Origin of the sequence: Streptomyces venezuelae (assembly GCF_008642355.1) — a bacterium.
In the GTDB taxonomy this organism is placed as follows: domain Bacteria; phylum Actinomycetota; class Actinomycetes; order Streptomycetales; family Streptomycetaceae; genus Streptomyces; species Streptomyces venezuelae_B.
Map to the genome: position 1 here is coordinate 4,829,382 of NZ_CP029193.1, position 19,792 is coordinate 4,849,173.

A 19,792-nucleotide genomic window follows, 5' to 3' on the forward strand; every position below is an offset into this window, starting at 1 on the left:
GTATCGGGGTATGCGTACTCAGCGGATACACGGCCGACTGACGCGGGCCGCATCCGCAAAGCCTAGCCACCGCCCCCGGACGGGGTGGCGATCAATCGGGTGGCGAAGCACCCCCGTGCATCAGGTATCGTTTACGTCGTTGCCACGGAGCGCCGCGAAAGCGGAGTGTGGGCAGCAAACCCGGCGGTGTGCCCGAGCGGCCAAAGGGAGCAGACTGTAAATCTGCCGGCTCAGCCTTCCCAGGTTCGAATCCTGGCGCCGCCACATGAAGGTAAACCCCCCTCCGATCTGCGGAAACGTTGATCTGAGGGGGGTTTCTTCGTGTCCGGCGGCGGGGCGCGACCGCAGCGGGTCGGGGAAGGCGTCAGAGCGGGTCCAGGCGGCCGCGTACGACCGTCGTGGACTCCGGGAGCAGGTCCGTGCCGATGAGGGTCGCCTCCTCGGGGACACGGAGCGTGAGCAAGCTGCGGACGCGCTCCAAGGTGCTGAGGTCGATGCTCGGGTGGAGCGTCTCGATGGTGAGTTCGCAGAGCTTCGGGAAGAGGCCCAGCCAGCCCCACGTGGCCCCCATGTCGGCCTCCACCCACAGGTGAGTGAGGCGCTGCCCCGGGCACGTCGCCACGAACTCGTCCACCGTGAACTCGCCGGTGATCTTGATGTGGGAGCGTCCGCCGTAGCTGCGGAGCGCGCGCAGCTCGCGCAGGTTCGACACCGGGAAGTAGAGACCGTCCTCGGCGAGGTGCGCGACCACCTCCTGGCCGTACAGGTCCGTCTCGTACCTGCCCCACGCGCGTGCGAGCTCATTACGGACCCGCAGGTCCGGATGGTCGCGGTACTTGGAGAGCAGCTCGATCGCCGCGTCCGTCCCCAGCGGCGTGGCCGTGAGCACCGTGAAGTACGCCTCGTCGGCCGCCGCCCTGTAGGCCTCCTCCTCCGCCGCGGCCTCCGCCCTCTGCAGCTCCGTGGCGAACGGGCCCGGGGCGCTCGGGAGCGGCGGCAGCCGGCGCGGGCCGGGCAGCAGCCCCAGCACGAACGGCCCGATCGCCGTCAGGGCGCGTGCTTGGTCCGGTGAGCGGGGCGGGATGAGGGCGGCCGCCCGCTCCTGCACCTCCGCCCGCACCGCGGGCGCCAGCTCTGTCGCGTGCTCCAGGCAGGCCGCCGCGAGGAGGTGCAGACGGTCCCTGCCCCGCCGGGAGGCGTCCTCGCGCCGGATCAGGCCGGTGAGCAGGCGCGTGCGCTCCGTGGGCCGAGCATGGGCCACGGCCATCCTGATGACGTCCTCCCACTGGTCCAGGTGCGCGTTGGCGATCAGGAAGTCGAAGTCGAGCTCCTCGACCGCCGCCTTCGCCCCGAGATAGTCCTGGAAGGTGCGGTGGACGAAGTCCATGGAGTCCGCGCTCGGCTCCCGAAGCAGGCCACTACGGACGAGCAGATGCTTGTACACCGCCTCCGGGGTGCCCTGTTCGGCGACCTTGGGCATGGCGGGCAGGACCTGCCGCAGCAGCTCCACCGCGTCACAGTGGGTCATCTCCGAACGGCCGTTGCGGATCATCCAATAGGCCAGCTTCTGGATCAGCTGGATGTGCTCGGCCTCGCTGACATGAATGGGCCCGCTCTTGTAGACACCGCGTTCGCGGTCGCGCCGGAAGAGCAGCATCGACAGAGCCGCGTCGTAGATCTCCTTGCGCCCCTCGGGGAGGTACCCGCGGCGGTCCTGGTGCAGGGCGCAGATCAGACCGCACATCAGAGGGTTGGTCGCGAGCTGGCTCAGGTCCTGCTGGGCCCGCACCGCACGCAGCAGTTCGGTGGCGTAGCGATCGCTGATGCCGGCCGCCTTGTGCCAGCGGTGGATGAACTCGGCGATGTCGTCGCGCTTCATGGGCGCGAGGTCGAGCTCGGCGAAGTCGTCGTCGGTCAGCCAGCGCTCCCGCACGGCGGACGGCCGCGAGGTGACCAGCCAGCGGTTGTCGGGGTAGGCGCTCAGCAGCTCCCGCAGCCAGCGACGCGCGTCGTTGCGGTCGTCCTCGGGGATCTCGTCGATCCCGTCGATCAGGATGAGCCCGCGCCCCGCCTGCAGCACCCTGTCGATCCACCCGTGCGGCTGCCCCCCGGCGATCTGGCAGTCCACGGCCGACAAGAACTTGTCGGGCGTCGGAAGAGGTGCGCCGCTGCGCGTGAGAGTGCGCAGAGGGAGGACGATCGGCACGAGACCGTAGAGGTAGAGCAGTTGCTCGTCGAGCGACCGCTTCGCCGTCGAAACCGCAAGCCACTGAATGAGGGTGGTTTTGCCGGATCCGGCGAGTCCGCGCAGGAGCACACGGTTGCGGCCCGCCAGGACATGATCGGCCGGCACCAGGGAGGGCGTGCCGCTCAGTCCGTCGGCGGCCGCGTTCAGCCGCAGATACGCCACGTCGAGCCGCCAGCTCTCCGGCGCGCCCGACAGGTCGAGGCCGAAGATGCTCAGCTTGCCGTGCTTGGTCGCGATGTAGTGCGCGTACCGGTCCTCGAAGGGGCCGTCGGCCGGGGACGGGGACCGGGTGATCAGCGAGTCGATCTTCCGGGTCAACTCCTCGATGCCGCGGCTCTGTTCGAGCAGGGTGCGCGGGACGAAGGTGGAGCGCTGGGTGAAGAAGTTCAGGATGTGCAGGCAGGCCGTGTCCAGGACGCCCGCGTGCAGCGTGACCGCGTCGTGGGACAGGCCAAGTGTCGCCGTCCTGTTCTGCGCGCGCAGATGCTGGGAGAGCGCCAGATGGCCGAGGCGCACCGCCTGCACGTCGTCCATCTCTAGCGTTCCGAGGGACCGCAGCGAGTCGGTGACGGCGTGGATGACGGCCTGCTTCTCGAACGACGGAAGCAGCTCCTCCACCCCGGTCGAGTGCGCGGCCCGCTTCACCAGCTCTTCCGCGATCTTGTGCAGGTCCTTGTCGGAGAGCGTGCGCTTCTCACCGCGGAAGGAGACGAGGTGGGCCACGCGAACGGGCTTGTCGACCAGATCGGCCCCGGCGCCCTCGGCCTGGAACAGCTTTCTGATCAGCGGCCCCACGATGCTCGACGCGAGCCGGGCTCCGATCACGGCGGGTTCCATGCGGGCCAGAATAGGGCCGCGCCCGCGCGGGAGGCGGCCAACTGAGCTCATACGTGGTGTAGTTGGCGTGCGAGGTGTTGACGTGCGGGTGGCGCGGGCGTGCGGCCCGGGTGCCTCCTCGTACGTACGTGCGTCCGGCCTGCGCGTCTTCTCGTACGTGCGTCCGGCCCGCGTGTCTTGTCGTACGTGCGTCCACTCCGGCCTGCTTGACGCAGGTGCGTCCGGCGCGCGCCGGTACGTTCCGCGCGGGCCGATGCGGCTCGGGCGGCCGCGATGGGCACACTGATCACATGTCGTCCCGTCGCAGAAACTGCCCGGAGTGCCGCCGCGAGATCGCCGTCGTCGCCGGACGCTTCGCCCGCCACGACCCGCCCGGCCCACGCGGCAGCGGCGACCTGGTCTCCTGCCCCGGGTCCCGCAGGCAGGCCCCCCTGGGCGCCGCACAACCGGCTCTGGACGGCTACACGGTCCCGGACTGCCCCGGACAACTCCCGCTGTTCTGACGGGGCGCTGAGGGGCACTCAGGGGCGCTCAGAGGCTCCGCGGTGCTCTGAGGGGCCTTCAGAGCCGTTCTCGGCCACCTTGCCGCCGCCTCCGCCCGCGCCAGTCGCCCGCGCCGGCCCCCGCGTCAGTTTCCCGCGACCGACTTGACCGCCACCGACACCGGCACGGACCCGCTGACCAGCTCCAGTGTCAGCCCGGCCGTCGCCGGCGTCTCCACGAGCTCCGCGAGGACCGCCGCCACGTCGTCCCGCGGAACAGGGCCGCGCCCGGTCGACGCCTCCAGGCGCACGAGGCCCGTGCCCGCGTCGTCCGTCAGCATCCCGGGACGCAGGATCGTCCAGTCGAGGGCGGCACGCGCGCGTACGTCCGCGTCGGCCTCGCCCTTGGCCCGCAGATAGGCGTCGAAGATCTCGTCGCCCTGGTGCGCGGGATCGGCGCCCATGGACGACACGATGATGTAGCGCCGCACTCCGGCCCGCTCCGCCGCGTCCGCGAAGAGGACGGCCGCGCCCCGGTCCACGGTGTTCTTGCGGTCGGCGCCGCTGCCGGGCCCCGCGCCCGCCGCGAAGACGGCCGCGTCGGCGCCGCGCAGATGCCCCGCGACCTCGTCGACGGACGCCGACTCCAGGTCGCACAGCACCGGTTCGGCGCCGGCCTCGCGCAGATCGGACTCCTGCCCGGCGTTACGGATCAGCCCGGCGACTTCGTCACCGCGCGCGGCGAGCAGACGCTCCAGCCGCAGCGCGATCTGACCATGACCTCCAGCGATGACAATGCGCATACTCCCGACCGTACGGCAGGGCGGACGCAAGCGCTCAACACGCGCGCGGGGGACCACCGACAGGTCTCCACGCACCCGGCCGGAGACGACCGCGCACGCGGGCCATGCCGCGCACGCGGGCCGTGCCGCCCTAGGCCGACGGCTCGTCCCCCGCGGGCCGCCCCGGCGCCGCCCCCGTCGACCGCCCCTGACGCGGCAGGTCCAACGCCACCGCCGCCGCCGAGTCGCAGTACTCGCGCACCGCACTGGTCCGCGCCACGACCCGGCCCCGGTGCACCACGATCCGGCTGTACGCGAGCGACAGCGCACCCGAGAGTCGGTCACCGCGCACGGCGAGCAACTCGGCCGGGAAGCCCGCCTCCACGCGGACCTCCGGCAACCCCATGGCCGCCCGAGCGGCCCCGCTGACCGCGCCGTACGCGTCCTCCGGACGCAGACCGCTCCGCGAGGCCAGCAAGTACGCGGCCTCCAGCGGATCCCCGCGCCCCACCGGGTTCGACACGTCCCGCATGGCCCCGCTGCCCGCAGCGACCCGCACCCCGGCCGACCGCAACAGGCGCACCGGCGCCGCCCCGCGCCGCTCCGCGCTCCCGCAACCGCCCTGCGGCAGACAGACCACCGTCACCCCGGCCGCGGCCAGTTGCTCGGCGGCGCGCGAGGCCACGTCCTCCGGCAGCCGTCCGAGCCCCGCGCACGGACCGAGCGTCACACCGGCCCGCAGGCCCCCCGCCATCGCGGCGAGCCGTCCGAGGCGCGCCGGATCGTCACCGTCCGTGTGCAGGTCGACGGGGCAACCGTGCTCCGCGGCGATCTCCAGGACCGCCTCCGCGTACCCCGTGGGATCGGGGTCCAGGTCGGGGCAACCGCCCACTACGGAGGCGCCCATTTTCACCGCGTCCCGCAGCATCGCCAGGCCGTCCGCGCCCGCGACGCCGGTCAGCAGCCGCGGTACGGCGACGGCCGTCAGGTCGACCAGGCCCCGGAGCGAGCGCCGCGCCTGCAGCACCGCCTCCAGTGGGCCGAGCCCCTGCACGTCGCCGATCCGCACGTGCGACCGCAGCGCCGTGGCGCCGTGCCCGAGCTGCAGCAGCGCCGCCTCGGTGGCCCGGCGCTGGACGTCCGGCGCGTCGTACGAGACCGGGCCCGCCGTGTCCGCCGACAGGGCCGTGTCGCTGTGGGCGTGCGGCTCGGCGGCCGCGGGCAGCAGGAGGTAACCGGCGAGGTCCACGCGCGCGGTGTGCGCGCTCAGGCTGCCCGCCGTGCCGACCGCCTCGATGCGTCCGCCGCCGAGCCGGACGTCCACGGTCCGGCCGTCGGTGAGCCGGGCGCCGCTGAGCAGCAGGGCCCCGGAGTCGGCGGCGGGACCGGAACCGGAGGATCCGGAGGCGCCGGAGGAGTGGGGCTGCTGCGGCTGGCTGTCGGGCATCGCGCTCCTCGGTCTCGGGGGCGGCTGCAGTCGTCGAGGCGTCAAGATCACGCAGCGCGTGTCGAGCCTAGGACGGTGAAAGGCCCGCTTCGAGGAGGAGCGGAATAGTCGTACCGGTGTGGTGTGAGGGCACGGACGAGGTGTTCACAGACCCCTGAGGCGGGCCGTTCGCTGCCCTCGGACAGCCCCGGCGAAACGGATTTGGGCGATCGGCGACCAACCGTGTAATGTCTTCATCGCTCGCCCCAATAGCTCAGTCGGTAGAGCGTCTCCATGGTAAGGAGAAGGTCTGCGGTTCGATTCCGCATTGGGGCTCTGATGTCGAGTGATCCTCGCCCTCGGGCGAGGGGATCCGGCATCGCAGCGGTGTAGCTCAGTCGGTAGAGCAAGCGGCTCATAATCGCTGTGTCACCGGTTCAAGTCCGGTCACCGCTACTAACGGTAGCCGATTGTGGGGTCGGTCCTTCGATCGGCTACTCTTTTATGCGTTCATCCGTCCATCCGTCCGTCAAGGAGCACTCACGTGGCTGCCACCGACGTCCGCCCGAAGATCACGCTGGCCTGCGTGGAGTGCAAGGAGCGGAACTACATCACCAAGAAGAACCGGCGTAACGACCCGGACCGTCTTGAGATGAAGAAGCACTGCCCGCGCTGCAACGCGCACACTGCGCACCGCGAAACGCGCTAAACACAGGCTCGTACACGAGGCCGTCCCCGATTCTTGGGGGCGGCCTCGCGTCGTGTTCCGCGAAGCCATCCGCAACGAAACCATCCGCAGGAGGTGCCGAGTCCATGGCGCTCGACCAGTCCTTCGTGGGGCGTTCCTATCCCCCCACTGATCCTTATGAGGTCGGCCGGGAGAAGATCCGCGAGTTCGCCGAGGCCGTGGGTGACACCAATCCCGCGTATGCCGACACGGAAGCGGCCAAGGCGCTCGGTCACCCCGATGTGATCGCGCCCCCGACTTTTGTGTTTGCGATCACTTTCAAGGCCGCGGGACAGGTCATCGAGGATCCGCAGCTGGGGCTCGACTACAGCCGCGTCGTGCACGGCGACCAGAAGTTCGCCTACACCCGCCCGGTGCGCGCGGGCGACCGGCTCACGGTGACCTCGACCATCGAGGCCATCAAGTCGATGGCGGGCAACGACATCCTGGACATCCGCGGAGAGGTCCACGACGAGGCCGGCGAGCACGTCGTGACCGCGTGGACCAAGCTCGTCGCACGGGCGGCGGAGACTGCGGCGGAAGGGGCCTGAGGCGATGACGGCGAAGATTGCGTACGGCGACGTCGAGGTCGGCACCGAGCTGCCGGCCCAGACCTTCCCCGTGACACGCGCCACTCTCGTGCAGTACGCGGGTGCTTCCGGGGACTTCAACCCGATCCACTGGAACGAGAAGTTCGCGCGCGAGGTCGGACTCCCCGACGTCATCGCGCACGGCATGTTCACCATGGCCGAGGCGATCCGCGTCGTGACCGACTGGGTGGGTGACCCGGGAGCCGTCGTCGAGTACGGCGTCCGCTTCACCAAGCCCGTCATCGTCCCGAACGACGACAAGGGCGCCACCATAGAGGTCAGCGCCAAGGTCGCGGCAGTACTGGACGACAACCGCGTGCGAGTCGACCTGCTCGCGAAGAGCGGGGACCAGAAGGTTCTCGGCATGTCGCGGGCCGTGGTGCAGCTCGCCTGACGACGGTCTGGGTAAGGGGCGTCCTCCATGGGGGGCGCCCCTTACGTATGCCGTGACGTCGGCCCACCGCCCTGGTTGACGACTTAGTGATTGGCCACTAACTTACTCGCATGGTCAGGATGAGCGCAGAGGAGCGGCGCGAGAGCGTCGTCCGCGCGGCGATGGTCGAGTTCGCCCGCGGTGGCTACAACGGCACGTCCACCGAGGTGATCGCCAAAAGGGTGGGTGTCTCGCAGCCGTATCTCTTCCGCCTCTTCCCGGGGAAGCAGTCCATCTTTCTCGCCGCCTCCGGGCGGTGCTGCCAGGAGGTCACGGAGGTCTTCCGCAAGGCGTCCGAAGGGCTTGAGGGGGAGGAGGCCCTGCATGCCATGGGGCAGGCCTATCAGGCTCTCATCGCCGAGGATCCGGACAAGCTCCTCATGCAGATGCAGATGTACGTCGCCGTGGCCTCCGCGGAGGCGTCGGGCGACCGGGAGTTCGGCGACGCGCTGCGGGCCGCCTGGATGGAGATGTACGACACGGTCCGCCTCGCACTGGGGGCGGACGTCGACGAGACGACGCAGTTCCTGGCGTACGGGATGTTGATCAACGTCCTGGTGTCGATGGGGTTCCAGCCGGACCACCGGGTGTGGACCGGCTTCTACGACTCGGCGCAGCCCAAGGGGTGAGCCGTGCCGCGGGGCAGGGGGTCTCCTTCTGTGCCCACAAAAGTTAGTCATCAATAACTAACCACAGGGGAAGCAATGACGGACCAGAAAGCGCGGGCACAAGCGCCGACCGAAGAGACGACATCGCGCGGGGGGATGGTCTGGGCCCTCGTCATCACGAGCGTCGCCGGGTTCATGGCCGCACTCGACAACCTCGTCGTCACCACCGCCCTGCCCGCCATCCGCGAGGACCTCGGGGGCGCCCTGCACGACCTCGAATGGACCGTGAGCGCCTATACCCTCACCTTCGCCGTGCTGCTGATGTTCGGCGCGGCCCTGGGGGACCGTTTCGGGCGCCGTCGACTCTTCACCGTCGGGATCACGGTCTTCACCGCCGCCTCCGCCGCCGCGGCGCTCGCGCCCGGCCTGGACGCACTGATCGCCGCCCGCGCGGTGCAGGGCGTCGGCGCCGCGATCATGATGCCGCTCACGCTGACCCTGCTCACGGCGGCCGTACCGCAGGCCAAGCGGGGCATGGCGTACGGCATATGGGGCGCCGTCAACGGCCTCGCGGTCGCCAGTGGCCCGCTGATCGGCGGCAGCCTCACCGAACACGTCTCCTGGCAGTGGATCTTCTGGCTGAACGTCCCGCTCGGGCTTGTCCTGCTGCCGCTCGCCCGGCTCCGCCTCGCCGAGTCCCACGCCCCCGGCGCCCGCCTGGACGCGGTCGGCACCCTGCTCGCGAGCGGTGGTCTCTTCGGCATCGTGTACGCCCTGGTCCGCGGCCCCATCGACGGCTGGTCCAGCGCCACCGTCCTCGTCAGCCTGAGCGCGGGCGTCGTCCTGCTCGGCGGCTTCGTACGGCACGGGATGCGCCACAAGGCGCCGATGCTGCCGATGCGCCTCTTCCGCAGTCGTGCCTTCGCGGGCATCAACGCGGCGAGCCTGCTGATGTTCCTCGGGATGTTCGGCTCGATCTTCCTGCTCAGCCAGTACATGCAGATCGTCCTCGGCTACTCGCCCACCGAGGCCGGGCTGCGCATGCTGCCCTGGACCGGCATGCCGATGCTCGTCTCGCCGCTGGCCGGCTACCTCTCCGACCGGATCGGCGGCCGTCCGGTCGTCGCCGCGGGCCTCTTCCTCCAGGCCGTGGGCCTGGCCTGGTACGCCGTCGTCGTGGCACCCGACGCCTCGTACGCCGCCCAGCTGCCGGCGCTGATCATCAGCGGCGTCGGGATGTCCCTGTACTTCGCGCCGGCCTCCAACCTGGTCATGTCCAGCGTGCGACCCCAGGAGCAGGGCATCGCGTCCGGCGCCAACAACGCGCTCCGTGAAGTCGGCGGCGCCCTCGGCATCGCCGTGATGTCCTCGATCTTCTCGGCGCAGGGCGGCTACGAGTCCGGATGGGACTTCGTGAACGGCATCGAGCCCGCGCTGTGGGTGGGCTCCGCGGTGGTGGCCCTCGCGGCGGTCGCGGCGCTGTGCATCCCGTCACGTCGACGGACGGCCGGAGGGGCCGGGACGCCCGCCGCACCGCAGGACGAGCTGATCGCCGTCTGAGAGACGTACGACGACGTCTCAGGGGCGTACGACCGACATACGAGAACGGCCCCGCCCCGACCGGCAGGGCCGTTCTCGTACTCTTGAGCACGTGCAGGAACTCCACGATGCCCCGCTCGCCCCGCTGACCACCTTCCGGCTCGGCGGTCCCGCGACCCGTCTGATCACCGCGACGACCGACGCCGAGGTGATCGCCGCCGTCCGTGAGGCCGACGACTCCGGAACCCCGCTGCTGCTCATCGGCGGCGGCTCGAACCTGGTCATCGGCGACAAGGGCTTCGACGGCACCGCCCTGCGCATCGCCACCCGGGGCTTCGCGCTCGACGGCACGAAGCTGGAGCTCGCCGCCGGCGAGGTCTGGACGGACGCAGTCGCCCGCACCGTCGAAGCGGGGCTCGCGGGCATCGAGTGCCTCGCCGGAATCCCCGGCTCCGCGGGCGCGACGCCGATCCAGAACGTCGGAGCGTACGGCCAGGAGGTCTCCTCGACGATCACCGAGGTGGTCGCGTACGACAGGCAGACCCGCGAGACGGTCGTGATCGCGAACGCCGAGTGCGACTTCTCGTACCGGCACAGCCGCTTCAAGGCCGATCCCGACCGCTTCGTGGTGCTGCGGGTCCGTTTCGAGCTCGAGGACGCGCAAGGGATGAGCGCGCCCCTCAAGTACCCCGAGACGGCACGCACGCTCGGCGTCGAGGCGGGGGAGCGGGTCCCGGCCGCGGTCGCCAGGGAGACCGTGCTCAAGCTGCGCGCGGGCAAGGGCATGGTGCTCGACCCCGAGGACCACGACAGCTGGTCCGCCGGGTCGTTCTTCACCAACCCGATCCTCACCGAGGACGAGTTCGCCGCCTTCCACGCGCGCGTGACCGAACGCCTCGGCGCGGACATCACCCCACCCGCCTTCCCGACCGGCGACGGCCGCGTGAAGACCTCCGCCGCCTGGCTCATCGACAAGGCGGGGTTCACCAAGGGCTACGGAGAGGGCCGGGCCCGCATCTCCACCAAGCACACACTGGCGCTCACCAACCGCGGCGGCGCGACCACCGAGGACCTGCTGGAGCTGGCCCGTGAGGTCGTCGCAGGGGTGCGGGACGCCTTCGGGGTCACCCTCGTCAACGAGCCGGTGACGGTGGGCGTCAGCCTGTAGGACACGCGCGCCACGCAGGGCGGGTCAGTAGGCCACGCCCACACCCCGCCGCACGGTGTCCCGGTCGTCGATCATGCCGAGCATCGCGTGCGCCACGTCCGCGCGCCCGATCACGCGCCCCGAACGTGGCGAGCCACCCACCACCTTGCGGTAGCGGCCGGTGACGGGCTTGTTCGTGAGGCGCGGCGGGCGGACCGAGGTCCAGTCCGTCGCGCTCGCCGCCAGCTCGGCCTCCATGGCCGTCAGGTCGGTGTAGACGTCCCTGAGGACCCGGCCGACCACACCCAGCAGGGCGCGGTCGAAGAACGGCGAGTCCGCGGGCTCCGGGCCCACCGGGGCCGCGCTCACGACCAGCAGCCGCCGCGCGCCCTCCGCGTCCATCGCCCGCAGCACACCACGCGTCAGCTCCGTCGCGAGGCCCCGGGCCGCGTCCGCGCGGTTGCGGGCGCCGAGCCCGGAAAGGACCGCGTCCCGGCCCGTGACCGCGGGGCGCACCGCCTCCGGATCCCGGACGTCAGCGCGGAACACCTCGAGCCCCTCACCGGTCACCGTCAGGCGCGCCGGGTCCCGCACCACCGCCGTGACCTTGTGCCCTGCCGTGAGCGCCTGCCGGACGATCTCCTGACCGACGCCACCGGTCGCACCGAACACCGTGATCCTCATCGCGCACCCTCCCAAGGTGGGTAAGTATTCACTCACCCACTAGAGTGAGTAAGCACTCACCCCTCCGTCAAGTCAGGTTGGACGGCCCATGCAGCAGAAGCCCACCCGGGCCCGCATCCTCGACGCGGCCCACGAGCTCATGTTCACCCGCGGCCTGGCCCGCGCCACCACCAAGGAGATCGCCAAGGCGGCGGGCTGCTCCGAAGCGGCGCTCTACAAGCATTTCGCGAGCAAGGAGGAGCTGTTCGTGAGCGTGCTCAAGGAGCGGCTGCCCCGCCTGAACCCCCTCCTGAGCGAGCTCGTCGAGAAGCCGGGGGAGCGCAGCGTCCTGGAGAACCTCACGGAGATCGCGAGGCTGGCCAGCGACTTCTATGCGGAGAGCTTCCCGATCGCGGCCTCCTTGTACGCGGAGACGCAACTGAAGCGGCGCCACGAGGACTCCATGCGCGAGATGGGCACGGGCCCCCACATGCCCATCGAGGCCCTGGACGCCTACCTGCGGGCCGAGCGGGACGCCGGCCGGATCGCTCCCGACGCCGACACGTTCGCGGCCGCCTCACTCCTCATGGGCGCCTGCGCGCAGCGGGCCTTCGCCTACGACGCCACGGTCGGCAAGCGCCCCCCGCAGCCCGTCGAGGAGTTCGCCGCCGCCCTCGCCCGCACCCTGCTCAGGGGCATCACCGGCGGCTGAGAACCGTCAGCCCGCCAGCCACTCGTCCACCCCGGCCAGCATCTTCCGCTGTACGTCGACGGGCGCGGCCGAGCCGCGGACCGACTGCCGGGCGAGCTCCGCGAGCTCCGCGTCCGTGAAGTCGTGGTGGTCGCGCGCGATGTCGTACTGGGCGGCGAGCCGCGACCCGAAGAGCAGCGGGTCGTCGGCGCCGAGGGCTATCGGCACCCCGGCCTCGAACAGCGTGCGCAGGGGGACGTCCTCCGGCTTTTCGTAGACCCCCAGGGCGACGTTGGACGCCGGGCACACCTCACACGTGACGCCCCGGTCCGCGAGGCGCTTCAGGAGCCGCGGATCCTCGGCGGCCCGCACCCCGTGCCCGATGCGCGCCGCGTCGAGGTCGTCCAGGCAGTCCCGCACCGACGAGGGGCCGGTCAGTTCACCGCCGTGCGGCGCCGCGAGCAGACCGCCGTCGCGCGCGATGGCGAAGGCGCGGTCGAAGTCCCGCGCCATGCCGCGCCGCTCGTCGTTGGAGAGCCCGAAGCCCACGATGCCCCGGTCCGCGTACCGCACCGCGAGCCGCGCCAGCGTGCGGGCGTCCAGCGGGTGCTTCATGCGGTTCGCGGCGACCAGGACGCGCATCCCGAGGCCGGTCTCCCGCGAGGCGCTCTCGACGGCGTCCAGGATGATCTCAAGGGCCGGGATCAGGCCGCCGAGCCGCGGCGCGTAGGACGTCGGGTCGACCTGGATCTCCAGCCACCCCGACCCGTCGCGCAGATCCTCCTCGGCGGCCTCGCGCACCAGGCGCTGGATGTCCTCCGGCTCGCGCAGACAGGAGCGCGCGGCGTCGTAGAGCCGCTGGAAGCGGAACCAGCCGCGCTCGTCCGTGGCGCGCAGCTTCGGCGGCTCGGCACCGGTCAGCGCCTCCGGCAGACGCACTCCGTACTTGTCGGCGAGCTCAAGCAGGGTGGCGGGCCGCATCGACCCGGTGAAGTGCAGGTGGAGATGGGCCTTCGGCAGTTCTCGTACGTCCCGTACACGCTCGTCTCGTACACGCTCCATTCGAGGATCTTGCCGTATGCACCTGGTGTCCCGGTAGCTGCTTTCCCCCTTCGGGTCCCCGTCCGAACGAAGAAACGGGCCGTCTCTCCGAAGGAGAGACGGCCCGCACGTGCCGGTGCAGGTCCTAGTCGCGGGCCTCGGCGAGCAGCTTCTGGATCCGCGAGACACCCTCGACGAGGTCCTCGTCGCCGAGCGCGTACGAGAGGCGGAGGTAGCCCGGCGTCCCGAAGGCCTCGCCGGGAACGACCGCGACCTCGGCCTCCTCCAGGATGAGCGCGGCCAGCTCGACGGAGTCCTGCGGGCGCTTGCCGCGGATCTCCTTGCCGAGGAGGCCCTTCACCGAGGGGTACGCGTAGAAGGCGCCCTCGGGCTCGGGGCAGACCACGCCCGCGATGTCGTTGAGCATCCGCACGATGGTCCGGCGGCGCCGGTCGAAGGCCTCGCGCATCTTCTCGACGGCGACCAGGTCACCGGAGACGGCCGCGAGCGCGGCGGCCTGCGCGACGTTGGAGACGTTGGACGTGGCGTGCGACTGCAGGTTCGTCGCGGCCTTCACGATGTCCTTCGGGCCGATGATCCAGCCCACCCGCCAGCCGGTCATCGCGTACGTCTTGGCGACACCGTTGACCACGATGCACTTGTCGCGCAGCTCGGGAAGGATGGCGGGGAGCGAGGTGAACTTCGCGTCTCCGTAGACGAGGTGTTCGTAGATCTCGTCCGTCATGACCCACAGGCCGTGCTCGACGGCCCAGCGGCCGATCGCCTCGGCGTCGGCCTCGCTGTAGACGGCGCCCGTCGGGTTCGACGGCGACACGAAGAGGACGAGCTTCGTGCGCTCCGTGCGCGCGGCCTCGAGCTGCTCGACCGAGACGCGGTAGCCGGTGGTCTCGTCGGCGACGACCGGGACCGGGACACCGCCCGCGAGACGGATCGACTCCGGGTAGGTGGTCCAGAACGGCGCGGGCACGATGACCTCGTCGCCCGGGTCGAGGACCGCGGCGAACGCTTCGTAGATGGCCTGCTTGCCGCCGTTGGTCACCAGGATCTGCGACGCGTCGACCTCGTAACCCGAGTCGCGGAGGGTCTTCGCGGCGATCGCCGCCTTGAGCTCGGGGAGGCCCCCGGCCGGCGTGTAGCGGTGGAACTTCGGGTTCTTGCAGGCCTCGACGGCCGCTTCGACGATGTAGTCCGGAGTCGGGAAGTCGGGCTCGCCCGCCCCGAAGCCGATCACCGGACGTCCCGCGGCCTTGAGGGCCTTGGCCTTGGCGTCGACAGCGAGGGTCGCGGACTCGGAGATCGCGCCGATGCGCGCGGACACCCGGCGCTCGGTCGGAGAAGTAGCAGCGCTCATGGCCCCATCGTTCCAGACCCGAAACGGCCCCGGTGCGCGGGTTTCCCAGACCGTCGCGGTCCTTTCTGTTCGACGGGGCGCCGCAGAGCACGTACACTCACTGCTCGTTGGCCCTCACCGGCCGCTCTCTCTCAGCGCACTCCGTGCACATGGGCGGATGCGGTAGGTTGGGGGAAACAAAGGGTCGTAGCTCAATTGGTAGAGCACTGGTCTCCAAAACCAGCGGTTGGGGGTTCAAGTCCCTCCGGCCCTGCTACACACTCCTTCGCCAGGATGTGTGCGCATGTACGTACTGCAATGCACCGCCGTGCGGCTCAACCGGGCGCGGCACGGCCACGACCCGGAATCAGGTGAGGACGAGTGACGGACGCCGTGGGCTCCATCGACAAGCCTGATGCCCAGGACGAGTCGACGGAATCCAAGAAGGCCCGCAAGGGCGGCAAGCGCGGCAAGAAGGGCCCCCTCGGCCGTCTCGCGCTCTTCTACCGTCAGATCATCGCGGAGCTCCGCAAGGTCGTCTGGCCGACTCGCAGCCAGCTCACGACCTACACCACAGTGGTGATTGTCTTCGTCGTCATCATGATCGGTCTCGTGACCGTGATTGACTATGGCTTCAGCCACGCTGTCAAGTACATCTTCGGCTGAGCCGAGAGCGAAGGGCGCCGTTCCCGGCGCCCCTTTCGCGCGTTCCACCCCTCTGTATCCAGGAAGAAGCAGCCACCGTGTCTGACCCGAACCTGAACGACGCCGTCGAGCCTCGCGAAGAGAGCGCGGAGTCCGTGGAGGACCAGCTCGACATCGTCGAGGCGGCGGACGCCGAGGACCCGGACCAGGCCGACGCTGCCGACGCCGCCGCGGGTGAGCCCGCCGAAGAGGCCGCCATCCACCTCGAGGGCGATGCCGAGGCCGTAGCGGAGTCCGAGGAGGACGAGACCGCCGCCGCCGACGTCGCCGACGAGGAGGACGCCGAGGCCGCCGCGGACGAGCCCGAGGAGGAGGCCGAGCCGGTCGACCCGATCGTGGCCCTCCGCGAGGAGCTCCGCACCCTGCCCGGCGAGTGGTACGTCATCCACACCTACGCCGGTTACGAGAACCGCGTGAAGACCAACCTCGAGCAGCGTGCCGTCTCGCTGAACGTCGAGGACTTCATCTTCCAGGCCGAGGTGCCGCAGGAAGAGGTCGCGCAGATCAAGAACGGCGAGCGCAAGACCATCCGTCAGAACAAGCTCCCCGGCTACGTGCTGGTGCGCATGGACCTGACGAACGAGTCCTGGGGCGTCGTCCGCAACACGCCGGGCGTCACCGGCTTCGTCGGCAACGCCTACGACCCGTACCCGCTGACCCTGGACGAGATCGTCAAGATGCTCGCCCCGGAGGCCGAGGAGAAGGCCGCCCGCGAGGCCGCGGAGGCCGAGGGCAAGCCGGCTCCGGCCCGCAAGGTCGAGGTCCAGGTGCTGGACTTCGAGGTGGGCGACTCGGTCACCGTCACCGACGGCCCGTTCGCGACGCTGCAGGCCACGATCAACGAGATCAACGCCGACTCGAAGAAGGTCAAGGGCCTCGTCGAGATCTTCGGCCGCGAGACCCCGGTCGAGCTCAGCTTCGACCAGATCCAGAAGAACTGACGTTCCCTGGAACACACGCCTCCGAACAGGTCAGACAGGCTGTCAAAGCCGGTCTGACCTGCTCGGTTTTTAGCCGCGCGACTATACCCGTTATCGTTGTGCGGTATGCCTCCATCCGGATGACCGGGTGGTCGGCTGAAAACTCTCACTAGGACCCGGAGAGAGCAATGCCTCCCAAGAAGAAGAAGGTCACGGGGCTGATCAAGCTCCAGATCCAGGCTGGTGCCGCCAACCCGGCCCCGCCGGTCGGTCCCGCGCTGGGCCAGCACGGCGTCAACATCATGGAGTTCTGCAAGGCCTACAACGCCGCGACCGAGTCGCAGCGTGGCTGGGTGATCCCGGTGGAGATCACGGTCTACGAAGACCGTTCCTTCACCTTCATCACCAAGACGCCGCCGGCCGCCAAGATGATCCTGAAGGCCGCTGGTGTCGAGAAGGGCTCCGGCGAGCCCCACAAGACCAAGGTCGCCAAGGTCACCGAGGCGCAGATCCGCGAGATCGCGCAGACCAAGATGGAAGACCTCAACGCCAACGACCTGGACGCCGCGTCGAAGATCATCGCCGGCACCGCCCGTTCCATGGGCATCACGGTCGAGGGCTGAGCCTCCTCCCCCCGTCTGACCTTTCTCAGTGGTAGGGCCAAGCGCTGGCCCGAACCACGACTCCATACCTGAACAAACCAGGAGCAGAAGTGAAGCGCAGCAAGACTCTCCGCGCTGCGGACGCCAAGATCGACCGGGAGAAGCTGTACGCCCCGCTCGAGGCCGTCCGTCTCGCCAAGGAGACCTCCTCGACCAAGTTCGACGGCACCGTCGAGGTCGCCATGCGTCTGGGTGTCGACCCGCGCAAGGCCGACCAGATGGTCCGCGGCACCGTGAACCTCCCGCACGGCACCGGCAAGACCGCCCGGGTCCTGGTCTTCGCGACCGGTGACCGTGCTGCGGCCGCGGAAGCCGCTGGGGCCGACATCGTCGGCGCCGACGAGCTCATCGACGAGGTCGCGAAGGGCCGCCTGGACTTCGACGCCGTCGTCGCCACCCCGGACCTCATGGGCAAGGTCGGCCGCCTCGGCCGCGTGCTCGGTCCGCGTGGTCTGATGCCGAACCCGAAGACCGGCACCGTGACCCCCGATGTCGTGAAGGCTGTCAACGACATCAAGGGCGGCAAGATCGAGTTCCGCGTCGACAAGCACTCGAACCTGCACTTCATCATCGGCAAGGTGTCCTTCGACGACACCAAGCTGGTGGAGAACTACGCCGCGGCCCTGGAGGAGATCCTCCGTCTGAAGCCGTCGGCCGCCAAGGGTCGCTACATCAAGAAGGCCGCCATCACCACCACGATGGGCCCCGGCATTCCGCTGGACTCGAACCGCACCCGCAACCTCCTCACCGAGGAGGACCCGGCCGCCGTCTGAATCTGACGGCAGCCGCGTCGCGTACGCGTTCTGTGGACGGGCCCCGCAACCTTTCGAGGTGCGGGGCCCGTCCTGTTTGTGTACGGGCCTTTCGGATACGTGTGTCAGTGGGCTGCGCTAGCGTGCAGGCTCCATGAATGCCAAGGGGTGGGACAACATGAACAGCACGACCATGCGCCGTGCCGGTCTCTCGATCGCGGTGGTCGCCGCGCTGACCGGCCTCACGGCCTGCGGTTCGGGTGACTCCTCCGACAAGGCGGACGGCGGCGAGGACAAGGGCGGCATCAAGCTCAGCCCGATAGCCGCCCTGCGGACCGTCGAGAAGTCGACCGACAAGGCGGACACCGCCCGGGTCGACGGCACGACCACGATGGGCTCGCTCAGCTCCATGGACATGAAGGGCGTCATGGGCTGGTCCGACGGCATCACGGGCAACGTGACGGTGACCTTCACCGGCGGCACCCAGGCCCAGCAGATGAAGCAGCTGGGCGCCACGGAGCTCGACTACCGCTATCTGAAGAACGGCTTCTACGCGAACATGGGGGACACGTTCGCGTCCCAGGCCGGCGGTGGCAAGCACTGGGTGGAGTACGACTACGAGACGCTGGCGGAGCTCAGCGGCGCCGCGGGCGAGGCCTTCAAGGACCAGATGCAGAACACCACCCCGAACCAGTCGGTGAAGATGCTGCTGGCCTCCGGCGACGTGAAGCGCGTCGGCGAGGAGGAGGTCCGCGGGAAGAAGGCGGTCCACTACTCGGGCAAGGTCGACGTCGCGGACTTCACCGCCAAGAACTCGGACCTGGACGCGGACAAGCTGGCCCAGCTGCGGAAGCAGTTCGAGCAGGCAGGTCTGAGCACCGAGACGATCGACATCTGGGTGGACGAGGACGACCTGCTGGTCAAGAAGAGCGAGAAGGGCGAGACGAAGAACGGCACCTTCTCGCAGACGGCCTACTACAGCGACTACGGCACCGAGCTGAACGTGGAGAAGCCGCCGGCGTCGGACACGATGAGCTTCAAGGACCTGATGAACAAGCAGCCCGCCGTATGACGCCCGCGCCGGCCGCCGTATAACTCCCGCGCTGGCTGTCCCACCCCTCGGGTACTCTCGGTCACACAAACATGTGTCGATCATGTGTTCTTTGTTCCAAGGCGTTCCAAGGGGTGGGGTCATGACTGCAGGTGTCGTTCGGGGACGCAGAGGGCGTCAGCGGGTGGCGGGGGCCGTGCTGAGCACCGCGCTGCTCTGTGTCGGCGCGGTGGCGTGCGGGGGCTCGGACGACAAGTCCGACAACGCGGCGGACTCGGGGAAGACCCAGTCGCGCTCGCAGGTGACCGAGGTCATCACGGCGGCGTACAAGAAGACCTCGGCCGCCAAGTCGGCCAAGGTCAAGATGACCATGTCCACGCCGCCCGGTGAGATGGGCAAGGCGATGGGCGGCGCCGGCGAGATGAAGATGACCGGCGTCATGGGCTGGGACCCGACCGTCATGGACGTGACGGTCTCGGGCTCCGCGCTCACCGAGGGTGACCCGGAGGCTCCGGAGAAGATCCGGATGCTCTGGAGCGACAACGTCATGTACATGAACATGGGCGCCAAGGCGGCCAAGGACATGGGCGGCAAGAGCTGGGTCAAGATGGACCTCAAGTCCATCATGGAGAAGGCCGGTGACGACAAGCTCGCCAAGCAGATGACCGGCGGCCTGGACAGCATGAACCAGGACCCGGCGCAGCAGCTCGCCATGCTCCTGGACTCGCCGAACCTGAAGCACCTGGGCTCCGCGCAGATCGACGGCGCGCAGGCCCAGCGCTACAAGGGCCGGCTCACCGTCAAGGAGATGGCGGAGTCCAACAAGGGCCTGAAGGACGTGCTCAGCAAGAGCGAGCGCGAGCAGCTGTTCAAGAACATCGAGAAGTCGGGCATCAAGGGCTACGACACCGAGGTCTGGGTCAACGAGGACGACTACCCGGTCCGCATGGACATCGACATCAAGACCCCCGAGGGCACGGTGAAGACGTCGCAGACCTTCTCCGACTACGGCGCGACGGCCAAGGTGACGCCGCCGCCGGCCAAGGACACCTTCGACATGATGAAGATGTTCGAGGAGCTCGGAAAGCTCGGCGAGGACGGCAAGGGCGCCGGTTCGGACAGCGCCTTCTGACCGGA

20 protein-coding genes and 4 tRNA genes are annotated in these 19,792 nt (G+C 69.6%); 18 read left to right on the forward strand and 6 right to left on the reverse strand.

The features are described 5' to 3' along the window. Positions 1-182: 182 nt before the first annotated feature. A tRNA-Tyr gene (locus DEJ47_RS22405) sits at positions 183-264 on the forward strand. 100 nt (positions 265-364) lie between these two features. Here DEJ47_RS22405 and DEJ47_RS22410 read toward each other — a convergent pair. After that, positions 365-3,085, reverse strand: coding sequence for an NACHT domain-containing protein (locus tag DEJ47_RS22410; protein ID WP_190415509.1), 2,721 nt, complete (start codon positions 3,083-3,085; stop codon positions 365-367). Between the two features lie 290 nt (positions 3,086-3,375). On the opposite strand from DEJ47_RS22410, the gene DEJ47_RS22415 reads away from it, so the two are divergent. Continuing rightward, positions 3,376-3,588 carry a hypothetical protein gene (locus DEJ47_RS22415; protein WP_150171038.1) on the forward strand — a complete coding sequence of 71 codons (213 nt, stop codon included), beginning with the start codon at positions 3,376-3,378 and terminating at the stop codon, positions 3,586-3,588. A gap of 125 nt (positions 3,589-3,713) precedes the next feature. Here DEJ47_RS22415 and DEJ47_RS22420 read toward each other — a convergent pair whose 3' ends face one another. Next, positions 3,714-4,370: an NAD(P)H-binding protein gene (locus DEJ47_RS22420; RefSeq protein ID WP_150171040.1), complete on the reverse strand. Its 657-nt coding sequence runs from the start codon at positions 4,368-4,370 to the stop codon at positions 3,714-3,716. Positions 4,371-4,500: 130 nt separating this feature from the next. Beyond that, positions 4,501-5,796 carry an amidohydrolase family protein gene (locus DEJ47_RS22425; RefSeq protein ID WP_150171042.1) on the reverse strand — a complete coding sequence of 432 codons (1,296 nt, stop codon included), beginning with the start codon at positions 5,794-5,796 and terminating at the stop codon, positions 4,501-4,503. A gap of 242 nt (positions 5,797-6,038) precedes the next feature. Here DEJ47_RS22425 and DEJ47_RS22430 point away from each other — a divergent pair. From DEJ47_RS22430 to DEJ47_RS22465, 8 genes are all read left to right on the forward strand, one after another. Then, positions 6,039-6,111: transfer RNA gene (locus DEJ47_RS22430), tRNA-Thr, on the forward strand. 47 nt (positions 6,112-6,158) lie between these two features. Further along, positions 6,159-6,231, forward strand: a tRNA-Met gene (locus DEJ47_RS22435). Positions 6,232-6,319: 88 nt separating this feature from the next. Further along, positions 6,320-6,484, forward strand: a complete 165-nt coding sequence (gene rpmG, locus DEJ47_RS22440; RefSeq protein ID WP_004571794.1) for a 50S ribosomal protein L33 — start codon at positions 6,320-6,322, stop codon at positions 6,482-6,484. Between the two features lie 104 nt (positions 6,485-6,588). Continuing rightward, complete coding sequence (locus DEJ47_RS22445) at positions 6,589-7,053, forward strand: MaoC family dehydratase N-terminal domain-containing protein (RefSeq protein WP_150171044.1); 465 nt, start codon at positions 6,589-6,591, stop codon at positions 7,051-7,053. A gap of 4 nt (positions 7,054-7,057) precedes the next feature. Then, positions 7,058-7,486 (forward strand): MaoC family dehydratase, encoded by a 429-nt coding sequence (locus tag DEJ47_RS22450; protein ID WP_150171046.1) that lies wholly within the window; start codon positions 7,058-7,060, stop codon positions 7,484-7,486. A 110-nt stretch (positions 7,487-7,596) separates the two neighbouring features. Continuing rightward, positions 7,597-8,154 (forward strand): TetR/AcrR family transcriptional regulator, encoded by a 558-nt coding sequence (locus DEJ47_RS22455; RefSeq protein WP_190415511.1) that lies wholly within the window; start codon positions 7,597-7,599, stop codon positions 8,152-8,154. 75 nt (positions 8,155-8,229) lie between these two features. Continuing rightward, a complete protein-coding gene (locus DEJ47_RS22460) occupies positions 8,230-9,693 on the forward strand; it encodes an MFS transporter (protein ID WP_150171048.1) in 1,464 nt (487 codons plus the stop codon). A 37-nt stretch (positions 9,694-9,730) separates the two neighbouring features. Then, positions 9,731-10,840, forward strand: a complete 1,110-nt coding sequence (locus DEJ47_RS22465) for a UDP-N-acetylmuramate dehydrogenase (protein ID WP_150171050.1) — start codon at positions 9,731-9,733, stop codon at positions 10,838-10,840. A gap of 24 nt (positions 10,841-10,864) precedes the next feature. Here DEJ47_RS22465 and DEJ47_RS22470 read toward each other — a convergent pair whose 3' ends face one another. Further along, a complete protein-coding gene (locus tag DEJ47_RS22470) occupies positions 10,865-11,503 on the reverse strand; it encodes an NAD(P)-dependent oxidoreductase (protein ID WP_150171052.1) in 639 nt (212 codons plus the stop codon). An 88-nt stretch (positions 11,504-11,591) separates the two neighbouring features. Between DEJ47_RS22470 and DEJ47_RS22475 the strand changes: the two genes are divergently transcribed. Then, positions 11,592-12,194 (forward strand): TetR/AcrR family transcriptional regulator, encoded by a 603-nt coding sequence (locus DEJ47_RS22475; protein WP_150171054.1) that lies wholly within the window; start codon positions 11,592-11,594, stop codon positions 12,192-12,194. Positions 12,195-12,200: 6 nt separating this feature from the next. Here DEJ47_RS22475 and DEJ47_RS22480 read toward each other — a convergent pair whose 3' ends face one another. Both DEJ47_RS22480 and DEJ47_RS22485 read right to left on the reverse strand, forming a co-directional pair. After that, the gene (locus DEJ47_RS22480; protein ID WP_150171056.1) at positions 12,201-13,235 is read right to left on the reverse strand and encodes an adenosine deaminase; all 1,035 of its coding nucleotides are present in this window, start codon (positions 13,233-13,235) and stop codon (positions 12,201-12,203) included. Positions 13,236-13,359: 124 nt separating this feature from the next. Continuing rightward, on the reverse strand, positions 13,360-14,586 hold the full coding sequence (locus DEJ47_RS22485) for a pyridoxal phosphate-dependent aminotransferase (RefSeq protein WP_150171058.1): 1,227 nt from the start codon (positions 14,584-14,586) through the stop codon (positions 13,360-13,362). Positions 14,587-14,766: 180 nt separating this feature from the next. Here DEJ47_RS22485 and DEJ47_RS22490 point away from each other — a divergent pair. The 7 genes from DEJ47_RS22490 (at position 14,767) to DEJ47_RS22520 (ending at position 19,787) form a co-directional block, all read left to right on the forward strand. After that, a tRNA-Trp gene (locus tag DEJ47_RS22490) sits at positions 14,767-14,839 on the forward strand. Positions 14,840-14,946: 107 nt separating this feature from the next. Continuing rightward, positions 14,947-15,231, forward strand: coding sequence for a preprotein translocase subunit SecE (gene secE, locus DEJ47_RS22495; protein ID WP_150171060.1), 285 nt, complete (start codon positions 14,947-14,949; stop codon positions 15,229-15,231). A gap of 77 nt (positions 15,232-15,308) precedes the next feature. Then, on the forward strand, positions 15,309-16,211 hold the full coding sequence (gene nusG, locus DEJ47_RS22500) for a transcription termination/antitermination protein NusG (protein WP_150171062.1): 903 nt from the start codon (positions 15,309-15,311) through the stop codon (positions 16,209-16,211). Positions 16,212-16,378: 167 nt separating this feature from the next. Then, complete coding sequence (gene rplK, locus DEJ47_RS22505; protein WP_030782612.1) at positions 16,379-16,813, forward strand: 50S ribosomal protein L11; 435 nt, start codon at positions 16,379-16,381, stop codon at positions 16,811-16,813. 89 nt (positions 16,814-16,902) lie between these two features. Next, positions 16,903-17,625 (forward strand): 50S ribosomal protein L1, encoded by a 723-nt coding sequence (rplA, locus tag DEJ47_RS22510; protein ID WP_055564539.1) that lies wholly within the window; start codon positions 16,903-16,905, stop codon positions 17,623-17,625. A gap of 157 nt (positions 17,626-17,782) precedes the next feature. Next, complete coding sequence (locus DEJ47_RS22515; protein ID WP_150171064.1) at positions 17,783-18,676, forward strand: hypothetical protein; 894 nt, start codon at positions 17,783-17,785, stop codon at positions 18,674-18,676. 121 nt (positions 18,677-18,797) lie between these two features. Next, entirely contained in the window at positions 18,798-19,787 is a 990-nt protein-coding gene (locus DEJ47_RS22520) for a hypothetical protein (RefSeq protein WP_223828455.1), read from the forward strand. Positions 19,788-19,792 lie beyond the last annotated feature (5 nt).

Coding starts and splice junctions, on each gene's coding strand:
- DEJ47_RS22410 (WP_190415509.1), bottom strand. CDS start 3,085: ATGGAACCCGCCGTGATCGGAGCCCGGCTCGCGTCGAGCATCGTGGGG.
- DEJ47_RS22415 (WP_150171038.1), top strand. CDS start 3,376: ATGTCGTCCCGTCGCAGAAACTGCCCGGAGTGCCGCCGCGAGATCGCC.
- DEJ47_RS22420 (WP_150171040.1), bottom strand. CDS start 4,370: ATGCGCATTGTCATCGCTGGAGGTCATGGTCAGATCGCGCTGCGGCTG.
- DEJ47_RS22425 (WP_150171042.1), bottom strand. CDS start 5,796: ATGCCCGACAGCCAGCCGCAGCAGCCCCACTCCTCCGGCGCCTCCGGA.
- DEJ47_RS22445 (WP_150171044.1), top strand. CDS start 6,589: ATGGCGCTCGACCAGTCCTTCGTGGGGCGTTCCTATCCCCCCACTGAT.
- DEJ47_RS22450 (WP_150171046.1), top strand. CDS start 7,058: ATGACGGCGAAGATTGCGTACGGCGACGTCGAGGTCGGCACCGAGCTG.
- DEJ47_RS22455 (WP_190415511.1), top strand. CDS start 7,597: ATGGTCAGGATGAGCGCAGAGGAGCGGCGCGAGAGCGTCGTCCGCGCG.
- DEJ47_RS22460 (WP_150171048.1), top strand. CDS start 8,230: ATGACGGACCAGAAAGCGCGGGCACAAGCGCCGACCGAAGAGACGACA.
- DEJ47_RS22470 (WP_150171052.1), bottom strand. CDS start 11,503: ATGAGGATCACGGTGTTCGGTGCGACCGGTGGCGTCGGTCAGGAGATC.
- DEJ47_RS22475 (WP_150171054.1), top strand. CDS start 11,592: ATGCAGCAGAAGCCCACCCGGGCCCGCATCCTCGACGCGGCCCACGAG.
- DEJ47_RS22480 (WP_150171056.1), bottom strand. CDS start 13,235: ATGGAGCGTGTACGAGACGAGCGTGTACGGGACGTACGAGAACTGCCG.
- DEJ47_RS22485 (WP_150171058.1), bottom strand. CDS start 14,586: ATGAGCGCTGCTACTTCTCCGACCGAGCGCCGGGTGTCCGCGCGCATC.
- rplK (WP_030782612.1), top strand. CDS start 16,379: ATGCCTCCCAAGAAGAAGAAGGTCACGGGGCTGATCAAGCTCCAGATC.
- DEJ47_RS22515 (WP_150171064.1), top strand. CDS start 17,783: ATGAACAGCACGACCATGCGCCGTGCCGGTCTCTCGATCGCGGTGGTC.
- DEJ47_RS22520 (WP_223828455.1), top strand. CDS start 18,798: ATGACTGCAGGTGTCGTTCGGGGACGCAGAGGGCGTCAGCGGGTGGCG.